The organism is Oscillibacter hominis, assembly GCF_014334055.1.
In the GTDB taxonomy this organism is placed as follows: domain Bacteria; phylum Bacillota; class Clostridia; order Oscillospirales; family Oscillospiraceae; genus Oscillibacter; species Oscillibacter hominis.
Genome location: NZ_CP060490.1, coordinates 1,529,544 through 1,548,116 on the forward strand (window position 1 = coordinate 1,529,544; position 18,573 = coordinate 1,548,116).

At 58.3% G+C, this 18,573-nt stretch carries 14 protein-coding genes and 1 other RNA gene; 12 read left to right on the forward strand and 3 right to left on the reverse strand.

Annotation, left to right across the window (positions count from 1 at the left end; all coding sequences use genetic code 11):
* Nucleotides 1-42 precede the first annotated feature (42 nt).
* Entirely contained in the window at nt 43-2,565 is a 2,523-nt protein-coding gene (locus H8790_RS07690; protein ID WP_187331969.1) for a transglycosylase domain-containing protein, read from the reverse strand.
* A gap of 325 nt (nt 2,566-2,890) precedes the next feature.
* Here H8790_RS07690 and H8790_RS07695 point away from each other — a divergent pair, with 325 nt between their 5' ends.
* From H8790_RS07695 to H8790_RS07715, 5 genes are all read left to right on the forward strand, one after another.
* The gene (locus tag H8790_RS07695; RefSeq protein ID WP_187331970.1) at nt 2,891-3,196 is read left to right on the forward strand and encodes a DUF1292 domain-containing protein; all 306 of its coding nucleotides are present in this window, start codon (nt 2,891-2,893) and stop codon (nt 3,194-3,196) included.
* Between the two features lie 62 nt (nt 3,197-3,258).
* Nucleotides 3,259-3,459: non-coding RNA, 6S RNA (gene ssrS / locus H8790_RS07700), on the forward strand.
* A gap of 183 nt (nt 3,460-3,642) precedes the next feature.
* Entirely contained in the window at nt 3,643-5,205 is a 1,563-nt protein-coding gene (locus H8790_RS07705) for a peptidylprolyl isomerase (RefSeq protein WP_187331971.1), read from the forward strand.
* Between the two features lie 50 nt (nt 5,206-5,255).
* Complete coding sequence (locus H8790_RS07710) at nt 5,256-5,987, forward strand: tRNA threonylcarbamoyladenosine dehydratase (protein WP_187331972.1); 732 nt, start codon at nt 5,256-5,258, stop codon at nt 5,985-5,987.
* The gene (locus tag H8790_RS07715; RefSeq protein ID WP_207724181.1) at nt 5,981-6,727 is read left to right on the forward strand and encodes a DUF554 domain-containing protein; all 747 of its coding nucleotides are present in this window, start codon (nt 5,981-5,983) and stop codon (nt 6,725-6,727) included. Before H8790_RS07710 ends, H8790_RS07715 begins: the two co-directional genes overlap by 7 nt.
* Before the next feature lie 77 nt (nt 6,728-6,804).
* Here the strand turns inward: H8790_RS07715 and metG are convergent, their stop codons facing one another.
* Both metG and H8790_RS07725 read right to left on the reverse strand, forming a co-directional pair.
* Nucleotides 6,805-7,170 (reverse strand): methionine--tRNA ligase subunit beta, encoded by a 366-nt coding sequence (gene metG, locus H8790_RS07720; RefSeq protein ID WP_187331973.1) that lies wholly within the window; start codon nt 7,168-7,170, stop codon nt 6,805-6,807.
* A gap of 21 nt (nt 7,171-7,191) precedes the next feature.
* Nucleotides 7,192-8,901, reverse strand: a complete 1,710-nt coding sequence (locus H8790_RS07725) for a sigma-54 interaction domain-containing protein (RefSeq protein WP_187331974.1) — start codon at nt 8,899-8,901, stop codon at nt 7,192-7,194.
* Between the two features lie 484 nt (nt 8,902-9,385).
* Between H8790_RS07725 and H8790_RS07730 the strand changes: the two genes are divergently transcribed.
* From H8790_RS07730 to H8790_RS07760, 7 genes are all read left to right on the forward strand, one after another.
* Nucleotides 9,386-10,180 (forward strand): SDR family NAD(P)-dependent oxidoreductase, encoded by a 795-nt coding sequence (locus H8790_RS07730; RefSeq protein WP_187331975.1) that lies wholly within the window; start codon nt 9,386-9,388, stop codon nt 10,178-10,180.
* Nucleotides 10,181-10,210: 30 nt separating this feature from the next.
* A complete protein-coding gene (gene gcvPA, locus H8790_RS07735; protein ID WP_187331976.1) occupies nt 10,211-11,605 on the forward strand; it encodes an aminomethyl-transferring glycine dehydrogenase subunit GcvPA in 1,395 nt (464 codons plus the stop codon).
* 21 nt (nt 11,606-11,626) lie between these two features.
* Complete coding sequence (gcvPB, locus tag H8790_RS07740) at nt 11,627-13,192, forward strand: aminomethyl-transferring glycine dehydrogenase subunit GcvPB (RefSeq protein ID WP_187331977.1); 1,566 nt, start codon at nt 11,627-11,629, stop codon at nt 13,190-13,192.
* Nucleotides 13,189-14,301 (forward strand): ATP-NAD kinase family protein, encoded by a 1,113-nt coding sequence (locus tag H8790_RS07745; RefSeq protein WP_187331978.1) that lies wholly within the window; start codon nt 13,189-13,191, stop codon nt 14,299-14,301. The genes gcvPB and H8790_RS07745 overlap by 4 nt, the downstream gene beginning before the upstream one ends.
* 44 nt (nt 14,302-14,345) lie before the next feature.
* Nucleotides 14,346-15,938: an amidohydrolase gene (locus H8790_RS07750; RefSeq protein WP_187331979.1), complete on the forward strand. Its 1,593-nt coding sequence runs from the start codon at nt 14,346-14,348 to the stop codon at nt 15,936-15,938.
* Nucleotides 15,939-16,138: 200 nt separating this feature from the next.
* Nucleotides 16,139-16,885, forward strand: coding sequence for an SDR family NAD(P)-dependent oxidoreductase (locus H8790_RS07755; RefSeq protein ID WP_187331980.1), 747 nt, complete (start codon nt 16,139-16,141; stop codon nt 16,883-16,885).
* 27 nt (nt 16,886-16,912) lie between these two features.
* Nucleotides 16,913-18,529: an amidohydrolase gene (locus tag H8790_RS07760; RefSeq protein WP_187331981.1), complete on the forward strand. Its 1,617-nt coding sequence runs from the start codon at nt 16,913-16,915 to the stop codon at nt 18,527-18,529.
* The last annotated feature ends 44 nt before the right edge of the window (nt 18,530-18,573 follow it).

An 18,573-nucleotide genomic window follows, 5' to 3' on the forward strand; every position in this document is an offset into this window, starting at 1 on the left:
GCCTTGAGCCTCCTCTTTTTTGATAACAATGGAATTAGACTGTCACTGAGTGGGTTCGGAGGGTTCTGAGGGTCCCCAGAACTCGTCAAACCAGTTGTCTCCTCCGCCCCCCGGTTCATCCGTATTCCCGCCGGAGCTGCTTCCGCCGTTGGGGTCCTCCCCCTCGCCGCCGCTTCCGCTTGGATCTCCGCCGCCTTCACCGCCCTCTTCCGGGGGCGGCGGCTCCGGAGCCGTGGTGTGGACGGTGCAGGGGGTGCCCGAGGCAGTCTTGGCCGCCTCCGCGGCAGCTTCCAGCGTGCCCAGCAGGTAGGGGGTGTCCGCCACGGAAGCGCCGAAGCTGTCCCGGGTGTAGTCCAGGACCGACACGGTGGTCACCGTATCCTCCGGGCAGTACTCGCCGGCAATGCATTTCCCCTCCGTGCAGTACTGGATTTCCGTGTGGAGGTTGCAGGTCTCCGTCGGCTCGGTTCCCTTTGCCACCTCCACCGACTGGATCCGGCTCTCGCCCCGGATGTCGTGGGCACAGGCGTCCGTGGCCAAAAGACCGCTGTCCCTGCAGACCTGTACCGTCACCAGACCGCTGCTGGGCTTGGAGAAGTCCTTGTTGGAAAGGCCCTCATGGACCTTGCTCATGACCTTGCGCCACAGGGCCGCCGAGGGGTTGACGCTGGAGATGATCTTCTCATTCTCCTTGTAGCCGCACCAGACGGCGGCGCTGTAATAGGGCGTGTAGCCCACGAAATACCGGTCGTAGTTGTCGGAGGTGGTACCGGTCTTACCGGCAATGGTCATCCCGGGGAAGTAGGCGCCTCCGCCGGTTCCGCCGGAGATGACGCCCTTGAGCAGCTTGTTCATGAAGTAGGCCGTGGTCTCCTTCATGGCCACCTGGGACTCCTGGGGATTTTCCAGGACCAGCTCGTCCGAGGAATCCCGGACCTCCACATACAGCCTGGGCTTGTTGTAAACGCCGTCATTTGCAAAGGAGGCAAAGGCAGCGGCCATCTGCTCCGTGGTGACGCCGTAGGTCAGTCCGCCAAGGCCAAGGGCCGACAGATTCAGGTCGTCGTCCACCAGCGTGGTGATGCCCAGGTTGTTCTCCAGGAAGGAGTAGGAGTTGGAAACGCCCAACATCTGGTTGACCCGGACCGCCACGGCGTTGACGGAGCCGGCCACGGCGGCGCTCAGCGTCATCAGCCCGGAGTAGGTCCCGTTGGAGTTCTTGGGCCAGGGCTTGCCGTTGAGCAGCTGCACCGGAGAGTTGTCAAGGACCGAGGCCATGGTGATGACGCCGGAGTCCAGAGCCGGTGCATAGGTGGCGATGGGCTTGATGGAGGAGCCGCACTGGCGCACCGTGGTGGACCAGTTCCACACCAGGTCGCCCTCTTTCTTCCCGATGTCGCCCACCATGGCCACTACATTGCCGGTGGAGGGTTCCACAATGGTGATGCCGGAGTGGAGCGGCTGGCCCTTCCGGGAGGTGTAGTCCGCGTTGGCGCGGTCCTCGAACACAGACTCGGCAATGGACTGAATCTCCGGGTCGATGGTGGTGTAGATCTTATAGCCGTTGTAGTAGAGCTGGTGCCGGGCCGCCTTTTCGGAAATATCCAGCTTTTCCGCAAGGTCCGCGGACACGTCCCGGATCACCTGGTCCACAAAGTAGGAGTTATACTCCACGCTGTCGGAGTCATCCTCCGGCTCCGTGGCGTCCTCGGTGAAAACCACCTTCTCCGCCATGGCGCCGTCGTACTCCTCCTGGGTGATGTAGCCCTGATCCAGCATCTCGGAGAGGATGGTCTCCTTGCGGCTCTGGTTGTTGGCCAGGCTCTTTTCATTGCGCAGGGGGTCGTATACCCAGGGGTTGTTGGTGATGCCGATCAGGCTGGCGCACTCCGCAAGGGACAGCTGGGATACGTCCTTGCCGAAGTAGTACTGGGAGGCGGACTGCACGCCGTAGCAGTTGTATCCCAGGAAGATTTCATTGAGGTACATCTCCAGAATTTCTCTCTTCTCGTACCGCTTCTCCAGGTCCAGCGCCCGGAAAATCTCCGTCACCTTGCGCTTGACGGTCCCCTCCTTGTCACCGGTCAGGTTCTTGATCAGCTGCTGGGTGATGGTGGAGCCGCCAAAGGTATTCCGCATACCGAAAAACATGTTGACCACCGCGCCGGCAGTCCGCTTCCAGTCCACGCCTTTGTGGGTGTAGAAGCGGGCGTCCTCAATGGCGACGCAGGCATCCTGCAGATTCTGGGGAATCTGGTCGATGGTCACCTCGATGCGGTTGACCTCGCTCTTCAGGGTCTGCAGTTCCTCCCACTGGCCGGTATCCTTGTCCATATAATAAATAAAAGAGGTCTGGTTGCTGGTGAATTCACTCATATCCAGGGATGCCTCCTTGGACAGCGTGGTATTCACATAGGTCATAAAAATCCCTGCAAAAAAGCAGCAGGTCAGGACAAAGACCAGCATCAGTGTACCGATGATCTTCGCAATCCGTTTTCCGGTGCTCTGTTTTCTGCGGCGTCTGCGGCGCTGGGCCGGCTGACGCTCCTGATGTTCATGGTCCATGACAGGGCACCTCCCTTTCTTCCAAAATTCCATGGAGTAAAAAACTCCAAGATAAATTTTATTATAACACGGGTGTCAACTTCTAAATTGACGCATTTTTGCAGGAAAAAGTTCCAGGTTTTTCCCAGACGCAGCTTTTTCTGTATTCCTGATCTGATCAATGTTACTGGAATCCATTCCAGCGGCTTTACCAAATGGCATGGAAGCATATTGATCGGCTGGCCGGGCACCCTGCTTTGCACCTGTCCAATTTTCAAATCTTCGGCTTGCTTTTTGCCGCCAAACGGGATACACTACCTTTACCTTTATGAAGGAGGATCAACCCATGAGCGAGGAGTTTGGCCCCAATTTCATCACCCTGACGGACGAAGACGGCAATGAAATCGAACTGGAGTATGTAGACGCACTGGAGCATAACGGACAGACCTATATGGCCTTTTTCCCCGTGGTAGAGGATGAGCAGGACCCGGAGCAGGTGGAAAACGCAGAGGACTACGGTCTTGTCATTTTAAAATCCGTACTGGAAAACGGCGAGGAGCTGCTTTCCACCCTGGATGACGACGAGGAATTGGACCGTGTTTATGAGCTGTTTATGGAACAGCTCCTGGAAGATGAGGAAGAAGATTCCTGAAAAACCGGTCGTCTTTTCTCCAAAAACTGATTGCATGTTGATGGAAAACGTGCTATCTTAAAGTTGCCCTGCGCGGTGCGTGTCAGATCATTTTTATAACCCACATTTCGTTATTAGGGATGCCAGATCAGTCTGCGGATTGCAGGCCTCCCGGCTGCTGTCTGCGGCCGGAAGTTGGAAGCAGTGAACCAGGCTGGAGGCAACCCACCTGCCGGTAAAGGTGCAGGTTATAGCGGGGTCTGCACGGCCGCAGCGGGGCTTTGTTCAAGCAAAAATCAGGGGGGCCGGCCAGTTGGCCGGCCCCCTTTTGATTCGTTTCAGGCACATTTCAACAAAGCGGCCTATAATTAGGACTTGCAGAATGCGCCGGTATCCAGTATAATAACAACTGCATTTTGTATTTTAACAAAGTTAAGTTTGCAATAATATTGAGAGGATTGAATGAAATGAGCGCTTCACGAGAGAAGAAAAACCGGCAGGGCCAGGAGGGCACCGGTTTCAGCGATCCCCGCACCGCCCGGGAGGCGGAGAGCCTCAAACAGGAAAGACGGACCAACATCATGTATGCCGCCATCGGTGTGCTCTTTGTGGTTGTGGCTTTGATCGTTGTTGTCGTCAAGTCCGGCGTGCTGCAAAATACCGTCTCCGCCGCCACCATCCACGGCGAAAAATACAAGGCCGAGGAAGTCAACTATTACTACGTCAACGCCTATAACAGCTTTCTCAACCAGTACGGCGACTATATCTCCTATATCGGCCTCGACCCCACCCAGTCTTTGAAGGCCCAGCAGTCCGCCTTCAGCGAAGGGCAGACTTGGCATGAGTATTTCGTGGATCAGGGCCTGGCCACCATGTCCTCCGTCCACGCCCTGGCGGACAAGGCCGAGGCGGAAGGGTTTACGGTGGATGATCTGGACGAACAGATAAAGACCAACCTGGATGACCTGGCCTCCTTTGTGGAGGAGTTCAACACCAACAACAATACCTCCTACACAGCCGAAACCTATCTGCAGGCCATGTACGGTGAGAAGATGACCCTGGATCTCTACAAAAAGCAGGTCCGTCTGGCCATCATTGCCTCCGAATTCTCCAGCGACTATCAAAACAACCAGCTCTCCTACACCCTGGACGACCTGAAGGCCGAATATGAGGCCAACAGGCAGGACTACGACGTGGTGAACTACGAGAGTATCTTTGTCAGCGGCTCCGTGCCCACCAAGGACGCGGACGGAAACGACGTGGAGGTCACCGACGAGATGACCGCGGCCGCCATGGCGGAAGCCAAGACCACCGCCGAGGGCGTGCTCTCCAGCTTCCAGTCCGGCGAGACCCTGGAGGCCCAGTCCGCTGCAAACGAGGATCTGAGCTACAATTTCGCAGAGGAAGCCACTTACTCCTCCGCTCCCGCGGCTGCTCAGGAGTGGCTGTTCGACACCTCCCGCAAAGCGGGCGACGTCACTGTTTTGGAGGCAGACACGGGCTACTATGTGGTGCTCTTCCACACCCGCAGCCGCTATGACTACAACACTGTGGATGTCCGCCACATCCTGATCCAGACCGAAGCCTCCCAGCTGGCTGAGACCGACGAGGGGTACGACGACGATGTGGCCCGCCTGAAAGCGCAGGCCAAGAGCCAGGCGGATAGCCTGTACCAGGCTTGGAAAGACGGCGCGGCCACCGAGGACTCCTTTGCCGAACTGGCCAATGAGCAGTCCGCCGACCCCGGCTCCAACACCAACGGAGGCCTGTATGAGCAGGTCTACAAGGGTCAGATGGTCGCCTCCTTCAACGACTGGTGCTTCGACGAAAGCCGCCAGAAGGGCGACACCGGCATCGTGGAAACCGACTACGGCTATCACATCATGTATTTCGTGGGTCAGGACGATCCCTACTGGCAGGTGCAGGTGGAAAACGCCCTGCGCACCCAGGACTACAACACGTGGTATGAGGAAGTCACCTCCGGCTATGAGGCCACCACCTCAAAGTTAGGTCTGCAATACGTTGGTTGATTCAAAGAGCCGGCTTTGTTCATGCAAAGCCGGCTCTTTTATGAGGGATTATGGACGGACAGTTTTTACGAAATGAAATGATCTGGGGAAGATCGGGCCAGGAGCGGCTTGCCGCCTCCCACGTCATCGTCTTCGGCCTGGGCGGCGTGGGCAGCTACGCTGTGGAGGCCCTGGTCCGCGCCGGTGTGGGGGAGCTGACCCTGGTGGACAGCGACACCGTGGCCGCCACCAACCTGAACCGCCAACTGGAGGCACTCCACTCCACCCTGGGGCAGAGCAAGGCCGAGGCCATTGCCGCCAGGGCCCGGGACATCCATCCGGAGGCATTGCTCCATCCGGTCTGCGCCACCTACGACGCGGCCCACCGGGCGGAGTTCTTTCCGGAGGGCTGCCGCTACGACTACATCGTGGACGCCATCGACCTGGTCTCCTGCAAGATAGACCTGATCGAGACCGCCCGGCGCCTCCATATCCCCATACTCAGTGCCCTGGGCACCGGCAACAAGCTGGACCCTTCCCTCCTCCGGATCGCCGACCTATCCAAGACATACGGCTGTCCGCTGGCCCGGGTTATGCGCCGTGAGCTGCGCAGCCGGGGAATCGAGCATTTAAACGTGGTCTTCAGCCCGGAGGAACCCGCCCCAACACAGCAGTTGGAGGCTCCGCCGCCGGGGCGGCGCAGCGTCCCCGCCAGCACGCCCTGGGTCCCGGCCTGTGCAGGGCTGATGCTGGCCTCCCGTGTGGTAACAGATTTGGTGAAAGAGAGAGAAGCGCAATGTTGATTGGTTCTGCTGTCAACGCCCTTGCCATCATGGTGGGCGCGTCGGTCGGGTTGGTCCTGCGGCACCTGGCGGGCCTTCCCGGCGAAAAAAGCGCATCCGGGCAGCTGACCCTTGGCGACCGGCTCCAAGAGATCATCATGAAGGGCCTGTCGCTGTGTGTGTTCTACATCGGTGTGGACGGGATGTTAGAGGGGGAGAACACCCTGGTGGCCATCCTGTCCATGGTCATCGGCGCCGTGATCGGCGAGCTGCTGGACCTGGACGCCAGGATGCAGGGCCTCGGGGACTGGCTTCAGAAGAAGGTGTCCGGCCTCCTGAAGGGCAGCGGCACCGTCAACGTCTCGGAGGGGTTTGTCACCTCCTGCCTCCTCTTCTGCGTGGGCGCCATGGCCATTGTGGGCGCCCTGGAGGATGGGCTCACCGGTGACCACTCCACGCTGTTTGCCAAAGCCCTGCTGGACGGCGTGGGCTCCATCCTGTTTGCCTCCTCCCTTGGCGTGGGCGTCGTCTTTTCCGCCTTTGCGGTTTTCCTCTACCAGGGGACCATCGCCCTGCTGGCCTCCTTCCTCTCCCCCCTGCTTACGGCGGAGATCATCACGGAGATGACCTGCGTGGGCTCCATCCTCATCGTGGCCCTCTCCCTCAACATGCTGGGCCTCACCCGCATCAAAGTCATGAACCTGGTGCCCGCCTGCCTGATGCCCATCCTGCTGGTCAACATGATACATCTTTTCAGTTGAGAAACATAAAAAGAGGCGAGGTACGGAAACTCCGTACCTCGTCTCTTTTCTCTGCGGTCGATTCCGTGCCCGGCAGCTCAGCTGACGCTCTGGCCCACGGGGCAGTCGTCGTGGGCAAAGAGGACCTTGCAGTCGTCCTGCTCCGGCATGTCCACGGCGATCAGCATTCCCTCGCTGACCACGCCGCAGAACTTGTGGGGCTTCAGGTTCACCAGCACAACGATCTTCTTGCCCACCAGCTCCTCGGGCTTATAGTAGGAGCGGATGGTGGACATGATGGTCCGCTCTCCCTGGCCGTCGTTGACGGTGAGTTTCAGGAAGTTGCGGCTCTTAACCACCTCCTCGCAGGCCACCACCTGGCAGACCCGGAAGTCTAACTTCTGAAAGTCCTCCAGTTCGATCTCCGCCTTGAAAGGCTCTTGCTTCAGTTCATTGGGTTCCATTTGTACGTCTCCTTCTTTCGGTCATTTATCTGAAAAATGGGCCTGATCCATCTTCCGATACAGTGTTCGCAGGCTGATCCCCAGCGCTTCGGCGGTGCGGCTCTTGCCCTTCATATCCCAGCCGTAGTGGTCCAGCATCTCCCGGATGGTGGCGCTCTCCATCCCCTTGAGGGTGGGCGTCTGCTGATTGCTGACCTCCCGGAGGAAATAGGCCGGCAGGTCTTCCACCTTCACCGTGGCCCCCTCCGCCATATTCACGCAGTACTCCACAATGTTCTCCAGCTGCCGGATATTGCCCGGCCAGCTGTAGCGGTAGAAGAGATCCAGCACCTCCTGGCTGAAGGAGGCCACATGGGAGTTGAGCCGCTGGTTGAACTTGGCCAAAAAGGCGCTCAGCAGCTCCGGCATGTCCTCCATCCGCTCCCGCAGGGGAAGCATTTCGATATTGATGACATTCAGCCGGTAAAAAAGGTCCGCACGGAAGCGGTTCTCCGCAATCCGCTGGTTCATATCCGCGTTGGAGGCTGAGATGATCCTGGCGTTGACCCGGACGGTATTGGTGCCGCCGACCCGCTCAAAGCGGTAATCCTGGAGCACATTCAAAAGCTTCGCCTGCATGTTCATGGGCATCTCGCTGATTTCATCCAGAAACAGCGTACCCCCCTCGGCCATCTCCAGCTTGCCCCGCTTGCCGGACTTCAGCGCCCCGGTAAAGGCGCCCGCCTCATATCCGAACAGCTCGCTTTCGAAAAGGGATTCCGGGATGTTGGCGCAGCTGATGGTCACAAAGGGCTTGTCGCTGCGCTCGCTCTCATAATGGATGGACTTCGCCAGCAGCCCCTTGCCGGTCCCCGTCTCTCCGGAGATGAACACGGAGGAGGGGCTGTTGACCACCTTTTTCATCCGGCGCTTGATGCTGCTCATGTGGACGCCGCTGCCCTGCATGGTGTCCGCCTCCGGAATCTTCGCCTTGGCCAGTATCCGTCCGGATTTGCGCACCAGCCGGACCGCCGCGCCCTGCACCTCCCCCGCGGTCTTGATGGGGACGGCGCTGACGGAAAAGGAGTTCTCCTTGTCCACGGTGACGCTGTGGTCGTCCACCCGGCTGCCCTCCAGGATCATGGAGACCAACTCGTCGGGCAGAAAGTCCCTGACGGATTTCAGGCAGGAGCCGCTCAGCATCCCCAGTGCCGCCCCATTCATGCTGAGGATGTTCCCCTGCCGGTCCGTCACCAGCAGGCCATCCGGCACCAGCTCTGTCAATGCGGAGAGATAGCCGTCTATGTTCCCGCTGTTGATGCCCCCGTCGGAGCCCCGCAGCAGGTTGGAGATCAACTCCACAAAATCATAGATGATCTGCTTGAAAAACTCGATATCCCGGGTGAGCCTGTCGTGGTCGCTCTTGGAGAACGCGGAAAAGGACAATACGCCCACCGGGTAGTCCGCCAGCATGATCCGCTTGAGGATTTCCAGCGTGGCCGGACAGTTTCCGTTGAACCGGCACCCAATGCACGAGGGCATGTTGCCCGGGGTGAACACCGTGACCTCATCCTGCTCAATGACCTCCAGGATGGAAGGCTTATGTACCATGGTCCCCTTCTTCTTAAGGTACTTGCTGCTGCTGACCACCAGGGTGGCCGAGTTGTCAAAAATGGCAGATTCTATGCCAAACAAATGCTGGATCAATTGCAGCACCTGTGACAATTCCGTGGAATGCGCCTGTAAATCCATGCTGCCCCCTCCCGCCCGCTCCCACTTTCGGGTTTGGGCCGCTCCAATTTTGCCAGCTATCATTTTCAAGGAAAACACACATGTTTTTTGTTGGATTAAGCAAAAAACAACGGAGAACTTGGTAAATTCGTAAAAACAGCTGGCTTTATTTCTATAGTGAGGAGTTTACCATGACATTTTGAAAAATGCAAGGCCCATTGCATTCACATTTGACAAATTTGTCATCCAGCTTGGCAAATCTGTCTATGCAAAGCTGTCACATTTTTGTCAAATGTAAATTTTGCCATGGATTTTTTCTGTTTTTTTCTCCTTGTCTCACAAAAGCGTCGTTCATTTTTTGTTCATTCTTTCACTTTTTTTGATTTATTTGCTCTCTATACAAAAGTGGCACGCAAATTGCTTTATAAACTTCGGCAGACAAAAGAATTGAGAATACCGCGCGATTGTCAATTTGATTTGTTTAGAAAAAGAGGAGGATGTAATTATGTTACAGAAAAAAGATCCGCTGAACCTGACCGGTAAAGTCGCCGTTATCACCGGCGGCGGTTCCGGAATCGGCCTGGGTGTTTCCCAGTTGCTGTCCGCCTATGGCGCTGCAGTGGCCATCGTGGATGTGAGCGACAAGGCTGAGGAAAAGGCCCAGGAACTGCGCGACGCCGGCCGCCAGGCCGCCTTCTTCAAGTGTGACGTCACCAATGAAGAGAGCGTCATCGCCACCGTCAAGGCTATTGTCGACAAGTTCGGCCGTATCGACATCCTGCACAACAACGCCGGTGTCACTGTCCGCAAAACCATCGAGGATCTCTCCGAGAAGGAGTGGGACTTTGTTTTGGATGTGGGTCTGAAGGGCCTGTTCCTGATGAGCAAGCACGTAATCCCCGAGATGAAGAAGGTCGGCGGCGGCTCCATTGTCAACACCGGCTCCGGCTGGGGCCTCAAGGGCGGCGACCTGGCTGCTGCTTACTGCGCGGTGAAGGGCGGCATCGTCAACGTCACCCGCGCCATGGCCATTGACTTCGGCAAGGACAACATCCGCGTCAACTCCATCAACCCCGGTGACACCGTCACTGCCATGATGGTCAGCGAGGGCCGCCAGACCGGCGAGATCAAGAGCGACGCCGACATCGACGCGTTCCTCAAGTCCTGCGGTTCCGGCCGTCCCCTGGCCCGCATCGGTCAGCCCGAGGACATCGCCAACGGCGTGCTCTTCCTCTGCTCCGACCTGGCCAGCTGGGTCACCGGCGCAGCGCTGGTGGTGGACGGCGGCGGTATCGCCTAATCCCATCAATACAGAAAGGAAATGAATGCTATGAGCGTGAAAGGTTTTAAAAGTCACCCGTACATCCCGAATTCCGTTCCGGAAGTAGAGCAGGAGATGCTCCGCGAGCTGGGCCTGAATTCCCTGGAGGAGCTCCATGCAGAAGTGCCCGATGAGATCATCCTCAAGGACCAGATGAATCTCCCCGAGGCCTTTGGCTCCGAATATGAGCTGCGCCGCCATGTGGAGGGCGTGCTGAAGAAGAACAAGACCTGTGCCGACAACCTGAACTTCTTGGGCGCCGGCTGCTGGCAGCACTATGTGCCCGCCATCTGCGACGAGGTCAACGGCAAGGGCGAGTTCGTCACCGCATACGGCGGCGAATCCTATAACGATTTCGGCCGGTTCCAGAGCCTCTTTGAGTACGAAAGCCTGATGGCTGAGCTGGTGGACATGGAAGTGGTCAACGTCCCCACCATGGACTGGGCCCAGGCCGCAGCCACCGCCATCCGCATGGGCTGCCGCGTTGCGGACCGCACCCAGGTGCTGCTGACCGGCTCCATTGATCCGGAAAAGCTGGCGGTCATCAAAAACTACTGCGAGCCCGATCTGGAGCTCGTGACCGTGGCCATCGACAACGCCACCGGCTGCATGGATCTCAATGACCTGAAGAGCAAGCTTTCCGACAAGACCGGCGTCGTCTACTTTGAGAACCCCTCCTATCTGGGCGTTCTGGAAGTCCAGGCCCAGCAGATCGCCGACGCTGCCCATGCCGTGGGCGCGCAGTGCGTAGTGGGCGTGGATCCCATCTCCCTGGGTGTCGTCTCCGTCCCCCGCTCCTATGGCGCGGACATTGTCTGCGGCGATTTGCAGCCTCTGGGCATCCACATGAACTATGGCGGCGGCCAGTCCGGCTTCATGGCCACCATGGACGACCCCAAGTACGTGCTGGAGTTCCCCTCCCGCCTGTTCGGCATCTGCTGCACCAACACCCCGGGCGAGTATGCCTTCGGCGACGTCGCCTATGACCGCACCTCCTTCGGCCACCTGCGTGAGAAGGCCAAGGAATACGTGGGCACCCAGTCCGCCCTGTGGGGCATCACCGCCGGCGTGTACCTGGCCACCATGGGCCCCAAGGGCATGCAGGAAGTGGGCGAGACCATCATGCAGAATGCCCAGTACGCTGCCAAGGAAATCGCCGGTCTGAACAATGTCTCCATTCGCTTCTCCACCCCCTTCTTCAAGGAGTTTGTCGTTGACTTCTCCAAGACCGGCAAGACGGTGGAGCAGATCAATAAGGCTCTTCTGGACAAGGGCATCTTCGGCGGCAAGGATCTGTCCAAGGACTTCCCGGCCCTGGGCCAGTGCGCCATGTACTGTGTGACAGAAATCCACACCAAGGAAGACATCGACCGCCTGGTCTCCGCTCTGGGCGAGATCCTGTGATGTGTGAAAGGAGAAACGAATATGAAAAAGATTGACAGAAGCTCCAAGGTTCGCACGGGGTTTCACCAGGCCAAGTGGGACGAACCTGTAATTTTTGAACTGACCAAGCCCGGCGAGCGCGGCATCCTGGTCCCCAAGGCCAGCCCCGCCGTCCAGGAGGCAGTGGCCGGAACCTCCGCCATGCCTGAGTTTTTGCAGCGCAAGAGCGCTCCCGCCCTGCCTGAGATCTCTCAGCCCCGGGTGCTGCGCCATTACGCCCGCCTGGCTCAGGAGACCCTGGGCGCCGATGTGAACATCGAGATCGGCCAGGGCACCTGCACCGTGAAGTACAGCCCCAAGGTCAACGACCAGCTGGCCAACCTGCCTGAGATGCGCGAAATGCATCCTCTGCAGGATGAGAGCACCTGCCAGGGCATCATGCAGATCATGTACGATACCAACCGCTATATGTGCGAGATCTCCGGCATGGACCGCTTCACCTTCCAGCCCAGCGGCGGCAGCCAGGGTATCCTGACCATGGCCTCCCTGGTCTACTCCTATTTCAAGTCCAGAGGCGAGGAGAAAGAGCGCAACGAGATCATCACCACCATTTACTCCCACCCCTCCGACGCCGCGGCTCCCCACGTCAAGGGCTTTAAGATCATTTACATCCATCCCGACAAGGACGGCTACCCCGATTACGAGGCCTTTAAGGCTGCTGTAAACGAGCACACCGCCGCCTTCATTGTGGCAAACCCCGAGGATACCGGCGTCTACAACAAGAACGTCCTGGAGTTCACCAAGCTGGTCCACGAAAAGGGCGGCCTGTGCGGCTATGACCAGGCCAACGCCAACGGCCTCCTGGGTGTTACCCGCGCAAGAGAAGCCGGCTTTGATATGTGCTTCTTCAACCTGCACAAGACCTTCTCCACACCTCACGGCTGCGGCGGCCCCGCCTGCGGCGCCACCGGCTGCGCCAAGTTCCTGGAGAAGTTCCTGCCCGGTCCCCTGGTGGACTTCGATGGTGAGAAGTACTTCTACAACTATGACATCACCTCCGATCCCTCCGCAATCGGCAAGGTCCGCGAGTTCAACGGCGTGGCTCCCGTCATCCTGAAGGCCTATGCCTGGATCCGCTCCCTGGGTCCCGACGGCCTGTATCAGGTGGCCAAGACCGCAGTCTTGAACAACAACTACATGTTCAAGAAGCTGATGGACCTCCACTGTGTGGATGCCCCCTACATCCCCGGCAAGCAGCGCATCGAACAGTGCCGCTACACTCTGGAGACTCTCTTCAACGAGACCGGCGTCTCCACTGCCGATGTGCAGCGCCGCATGATGGACTTCGGCATGCACTATTGGCAGAGCCACCACCCCTACTATGTGCCCGAGCCCATGACCCTGGAGCCCACCGAGACTCCCTCCAAGGACGATATCGACGAGTACATCGAGACCCTCAAGTATGTTTTCGACGAGGCTTACAACAATCCTGAGAAGGTCAAGGGCGCTCCCTATCAGAGCGTCTGCCACCAGCTGGATGAGTCCAACATGGATGATCCCGACCAGTGGGCTGTGACTTGGCGCTGCTATCAGAAGAAGTTCAATTGAAAACCTTAGGTTTACTGATCAACCCCATCGCCGGCATGGGCGGAAGTGTTGGACTCAAGGGGACCGACGGCATGTACGAGGAGGCGGTGCGCCGTGGTGCGGTGCGCAAGGCCAACGACCGTGCCGCCGCCGCGCTGAAGGCGCTGCTCCCCTTGAAGGACGATCTGCTGGTGCTGTGCGCCTCCGGTGAAATGGGGGAAGATCTGGCAAAAAAGTTAGGCTTCCGGGTACAGGTGGTTTATACCACCTGTACCCAGGAGAGCTCCGCCTCTGACACCATTGCCGCCGCCCGCGCCATGAAGGACGCCGACCTGCTGCTCTTTGCGGGCGGCGACGGCACGGCCCGTGACGTGGTGTCGGCTGTAGGCAGTCAGAAGGTGGCCCTTGGCATTCCCGCCGGTGTGAAAATCCACTCCCCCGTATATGCCATCCGGCCCGAAGCGGCCGGCAGCCTGGCCTTAAACTATCTCAAGGGCGGGTGTGCCCAGACCCGTGAGGCCGAGGTGGTGGATATCGACGAGTCTGCCTACCGGGAAGGCCGTGTCAGCACCAGCCTCTATGGCTATCTCCAGGTCCCCTACGAGCGGCGGTTTTTACAGAGCAGCAAAGCACCGTCTCCCCTGAGTGAGCACTCCCAGCAGGTGAACATCGCCTGGGAGATGATCGATCAGATGAAGCCCGACCTCTATTATCTGGTCGGCCCCGGCTCCACCACCAAAACGCTGATGGATGTGTTGGGACTGCCGGACACCCTGATTGGTGTGGATCTGATCTTAAACAAGCAGTTGGTGCAGTCCGACCTTTGTGAGCAGGATATCCTGCGCCGCATGGACGAGCGGGAAACCCACCTGATCATCACCCCCACCGGTGGGCAGGGCTTCCTTCTTGGGCGGGGCAACCAGCAGCTCAGCGCGGCTGTGATGCGCCGCATCGGCAGAGAGCGGCTCCACGTGCTGGCTACCCAGGAAAAGCTGTTCCATCTCCAGGGCAGCCCCCTGCTGGTGGACACCGGCGACAGCGAGGTGGACGATATGCTCTCGGGCTATGTACGGGTCATCATCAACTACATGGAAGAGCAGATCTGCAAGATCGGCAGAGACCGAAATTGACAAAACGCATCCAATCATGCAAAATAGAGAACAGGGGGACTTTCATGGCAAAGGCTTATATCAACGGTAAATTCTACACGATGGAAAAAGAGCACGACACCTGTCAGGCAGTTGTTGTGGAAAACGGTAAATTTATTTACTGCGGCAGCAATGAAGGCGCATTGCAGATGGCTCAGGATGTCGTCGATTTAGGCGGGGCCCCGGTCCTGCCCGGCATGATCGATACGCATCAGCATCTCTTCGCATCGGCGCGGAACCTGACCCGCATGGACCTGAAGGATGTGCGGACCATGTCCGAGCTGTTGGAAAGGGTCCGTCGGCGCGCCGAGGAAACCCCGGACGGGCAGTGGATTTTGGGAACTGGGTTCGATCAGGAGGTCTTTACAGATCAGCGTATCCTGCCGACCAAAGAAATGCTGGACGCGGTTTGCCCCTGCAACCCCCTCGTCCTGTCCCGCTATTGCGCCCACATGTTTTCTGCAAACTCCATGGCGCTGGCAGCAGGCGGCATTGGCCGCGGCTTTCAGCCCAAGGTTCCCAACACCGTGGAGTTTGACGCAAACGGTGAGCCCACCGGAGTCCTGTTTGACGCCGCCGGCTCGGATATCATTGCACTTGCCCCCGATCCATTGGGGTCCCTGGAGGCAAAAAAGGATATTCTGGAAAAAGCCTGCCGCGACTTAAACAGCCACGGCCTCACCGGCGTACACCCTATCCAGGGCCTGCACTGTGACCTCCCTGAGTATCTGGATGCCTATCAGGAGCTGAACCAGGAGGGCCGTCTGACGGTCCGCGTCTATGTGAATTATGACGAGCTGCCCGGCCAGAACCTCCACTTCCACACCGGGCTCGGCGACGACATGGTGAAATACGGTTTTTATAAACTGTACCTTGACGGCAACTTAGGCGGACGCAACGCCTACATGACCGAGCCCTACGCCGACGATCCCACGAATGTGGGTACGCCCAACTACACCCAGGAAGAACTGAACGCCTTGGTGCGGGCCGGCTATGAGCGCGGCTTCCAGGTCGGCGCCCACGCCATCGGTGACCGTGCTGTGGAGATGTTCACCACCGCAATTGAAACCGTCTATTCAGAGCATCCCAAGCCGGATGCCCGTTTTCGCATGATCCACCTGGCACTGCTCAGCGATGAGCTGATCGAGCGGATCAAGAAGCTCCCGGTGGTCATCGACATGCAGCCCCTGTTCATCTCCACGGATTTGAAGTGGGTGGGCAGCCGGGTCAGGGAAGACCGCCGCAAGTACTTATATTGCTGGCGCCGCCTGATCGACGAAGGCCTGATCCTCACGGCGGGCTCCGACGCCCCCTGCGAAAGCTATGATCCCATCGAGGGTATCTACGCCGTGGTCAACCGCAAGGATATGTCCGGGTTCCCGGAGGGCGGCTGGTATCCTGAAAACAGCGTCACCGTGTACGAGGCGGTGTCCATGTTTACGAAGAACGCCGCATACTCCTCCTATGAAGAGAACATCAAGGGAACCATTGCCCCCGGCAAGCTTGCCGACTTTGTGGTGTTGGATTCCGATCTTTTCGAGGTGGACCCCATGGCAATCAAAGACATCCATGTGGAAAAGACCTATCTCGGCGGCAAGGAAGTTTACTCCCGCAAATAATGTTTGACACGCCCGCAGTGAGGCGTGACACGGTTCCGGTCGGCGGGCCGTTTCCGTTGGGATGCTATGCCGTCCCGGGGCCTCAAAAGTCACTGATTGGATGATGAGAGGGCAGATCCACAGGATCTGATCAAAGTGGAATTCAGCGGGCAATTGCCTGCTTGATTCAAATAGGTAAATAGAGAATAGGAGGAATATCAATGGTAAAGAAATATGAGGAGCTGAAGGGCAAGAGAGTCGTAGTCACTGGCGGCGCCAGCGGCATCGGCAAGGCAACCGTACAGCGCTTTGTGGATGAGGGTGCCAAGGTTGTGGCGTTCGACATCAACGAAAAAGCGCTGGAGGCCGTGAAGGCGGAAATCCCCGGTCTGGCCGGCACCGTCGCGGTGGATGTCAGCAGCGAGGAGAGCGTGGTCAACGGCTTCAAGAAGGTTGATGAGCTGATCGGCGGCATCGATGTCCTGGTCTCCAACGCGGGCATCAGCGTCCGCAAGAAGTTCGTGGAAACCGACTTTGCCCAGTGGCGCAAAGTCATGGGCATCAACCTGGACGGCATGTTCCTGTGCTGCAAAGAGGCTGTCTCCCGCATGATGCCTCAGAAGTCCGGCGTCATTCTGATGACCGCTTCCACCAACGGCATGGAAGGCCATCCCTACTACACCGACTACAACGCATCCAAGGCCGGCGTGATCCTGCTGGGTCGTTCCCTGGCTCTGGAGTGCGCTCCCTATGTGCGGGTCAATTCCGTGTGCCCCGGCTATGTGCTGACTCCCATGCAGCGCGCCGAGTATACCGATGAGATGCTGGCAGTGGTCAACGAGGGCATTCCCATGAAGCGCCACGCTGAGCCCGAGGAAGTGGCCGCCCTCTATGCATTCCTTGCATCCGACGAAGCCAAGTACATCACCGGCCAGCACATTCCCATCGACGGCGGCGAAACTGCCTGATTGGTGAAATAGAAAGGCGCGATCAATTTGAAAACAGCATATGTAAACGCAAATGTCATCACCATCAACCCCAATCAGCCCAGGGCTGAGGCGTTTTTGGTGGAGGACGACAGGTTCGTCAAAGTCGGCAGCCGGGAGGAAGTCCTTGCAGCCGCCGGCTCCGACGCGGCTGTGGTGGACCTCTCGGGCAACACTGTGCTCCCCGGATTCAACGACAGCCACCTGCACCTTTTGAATTTCGCTTACTCCCGCACCAAGATCAATCTGTATGGAGCCGGTTCCATCGCGGAGATCCAGGAGCGGTCCAGGCAGTGGCTTTCAGAGCGCAAGCCCGCCCCCGGAACCTGGATTTCCGGCGCCGGTTGGAACCAGAGCTCTTTTCCAGAAAAGCGGACCCCGAACCGGGGAGACCTGGATTCGATTTCCACGGAGTATCCCATGATCTTCACCCGTGTGTGCGAGCATATCGTGGCAGTCAACTCCAAGGCCTTGGAAGTCATCGGCATTGATGACTCCACCCCCAATCCGGAGGGCGGCGAGATCGAGCGGGACGCCGACGGCCACGCCACCGGCGTGCTGAAGGAAAACGCCCGATATTTGGCTTATTCCAAGGTGCCCGACAAGAGTGTCGCCGAGATCAAGGAGATGCTCTATGATGCCATCGACTTTGTCTCTAAATTGGGACTCACCTCTGTCCAGACCGATGACTTTGAGACCTTCTCCTCTAAAAACTGGAACAATGTCATCCAGGCTTACCAGGAGTTAGAGGCTGAAGGCAAGCTGAAGGTCCGTGTCTATGAGCAGTGCCTGCTGCCCCAGATCGACCGGTTCAAGCAGTTTTTATCCGCCGGCTATAAGACCGGTGTTGGCTCCGACATGTTCAAGATCGGGCCCTTGAAGCTGTTGACCGACGGTTCCATCGGCCAGCGCACCGCCTATCTGAGCGAGCCCTACTCCGATGACCCCAACACCTGCGGCATCCACGTCTTTACCCAGGATGAACTGGATGAGCTGATCGGAACGGCCTATGCCAACGGGATGCAGGTGGTCTGCCACGCCATCGGCGACGGCGCCATGAATATGGTGCTCAATGCCTATGAAAAAGCAGAGCGCGAACACCCTGTTGAGGACCCCAGAAGCGGCATCATCCATGTCCAGATCACTACAAAAGAGATCCTGAACCGCATGCTCAAAAACCACATCCTGGCCTATGCCGAGCCTGTCTGCGTTGGCGCCGACATGCACTGTGTGGAGGACCGGGTGGGCAAAGAGCGCATGAAGGAATCCTATGCCTATCGCACGATGAACGAGATGGGCCTGCGGGTTCCCCTTTCCTCCGACTGCCCTGTGGACTCTGTCAACCCCATCGACAGCGCTTACATCGCGGTCAACCGCAAGGATCTCACCGGCTGGCCGGAGGGCGGCTGGTACCCCGAAGAGCGCCTGACCATCGAGCAGGTACTCAAGGGCTTTACCTTGGACTCCGCCTATGCCTCCTTTGAGGATGGCACCAAAGGCAGTGTGGAAGCCGGCAAATACGCCGATTTTGTCGTACTCAATGGCGACCCCACCGCTGTCGATCCCAACGACCTCCGTTCTATCTCTGCCGTTGGGACGTATCTGGCCGGCAAACAGGTGAATTGACCATTCACCAAAAATCAGAGGCCGGATTCGTATGGTTCGGCCAA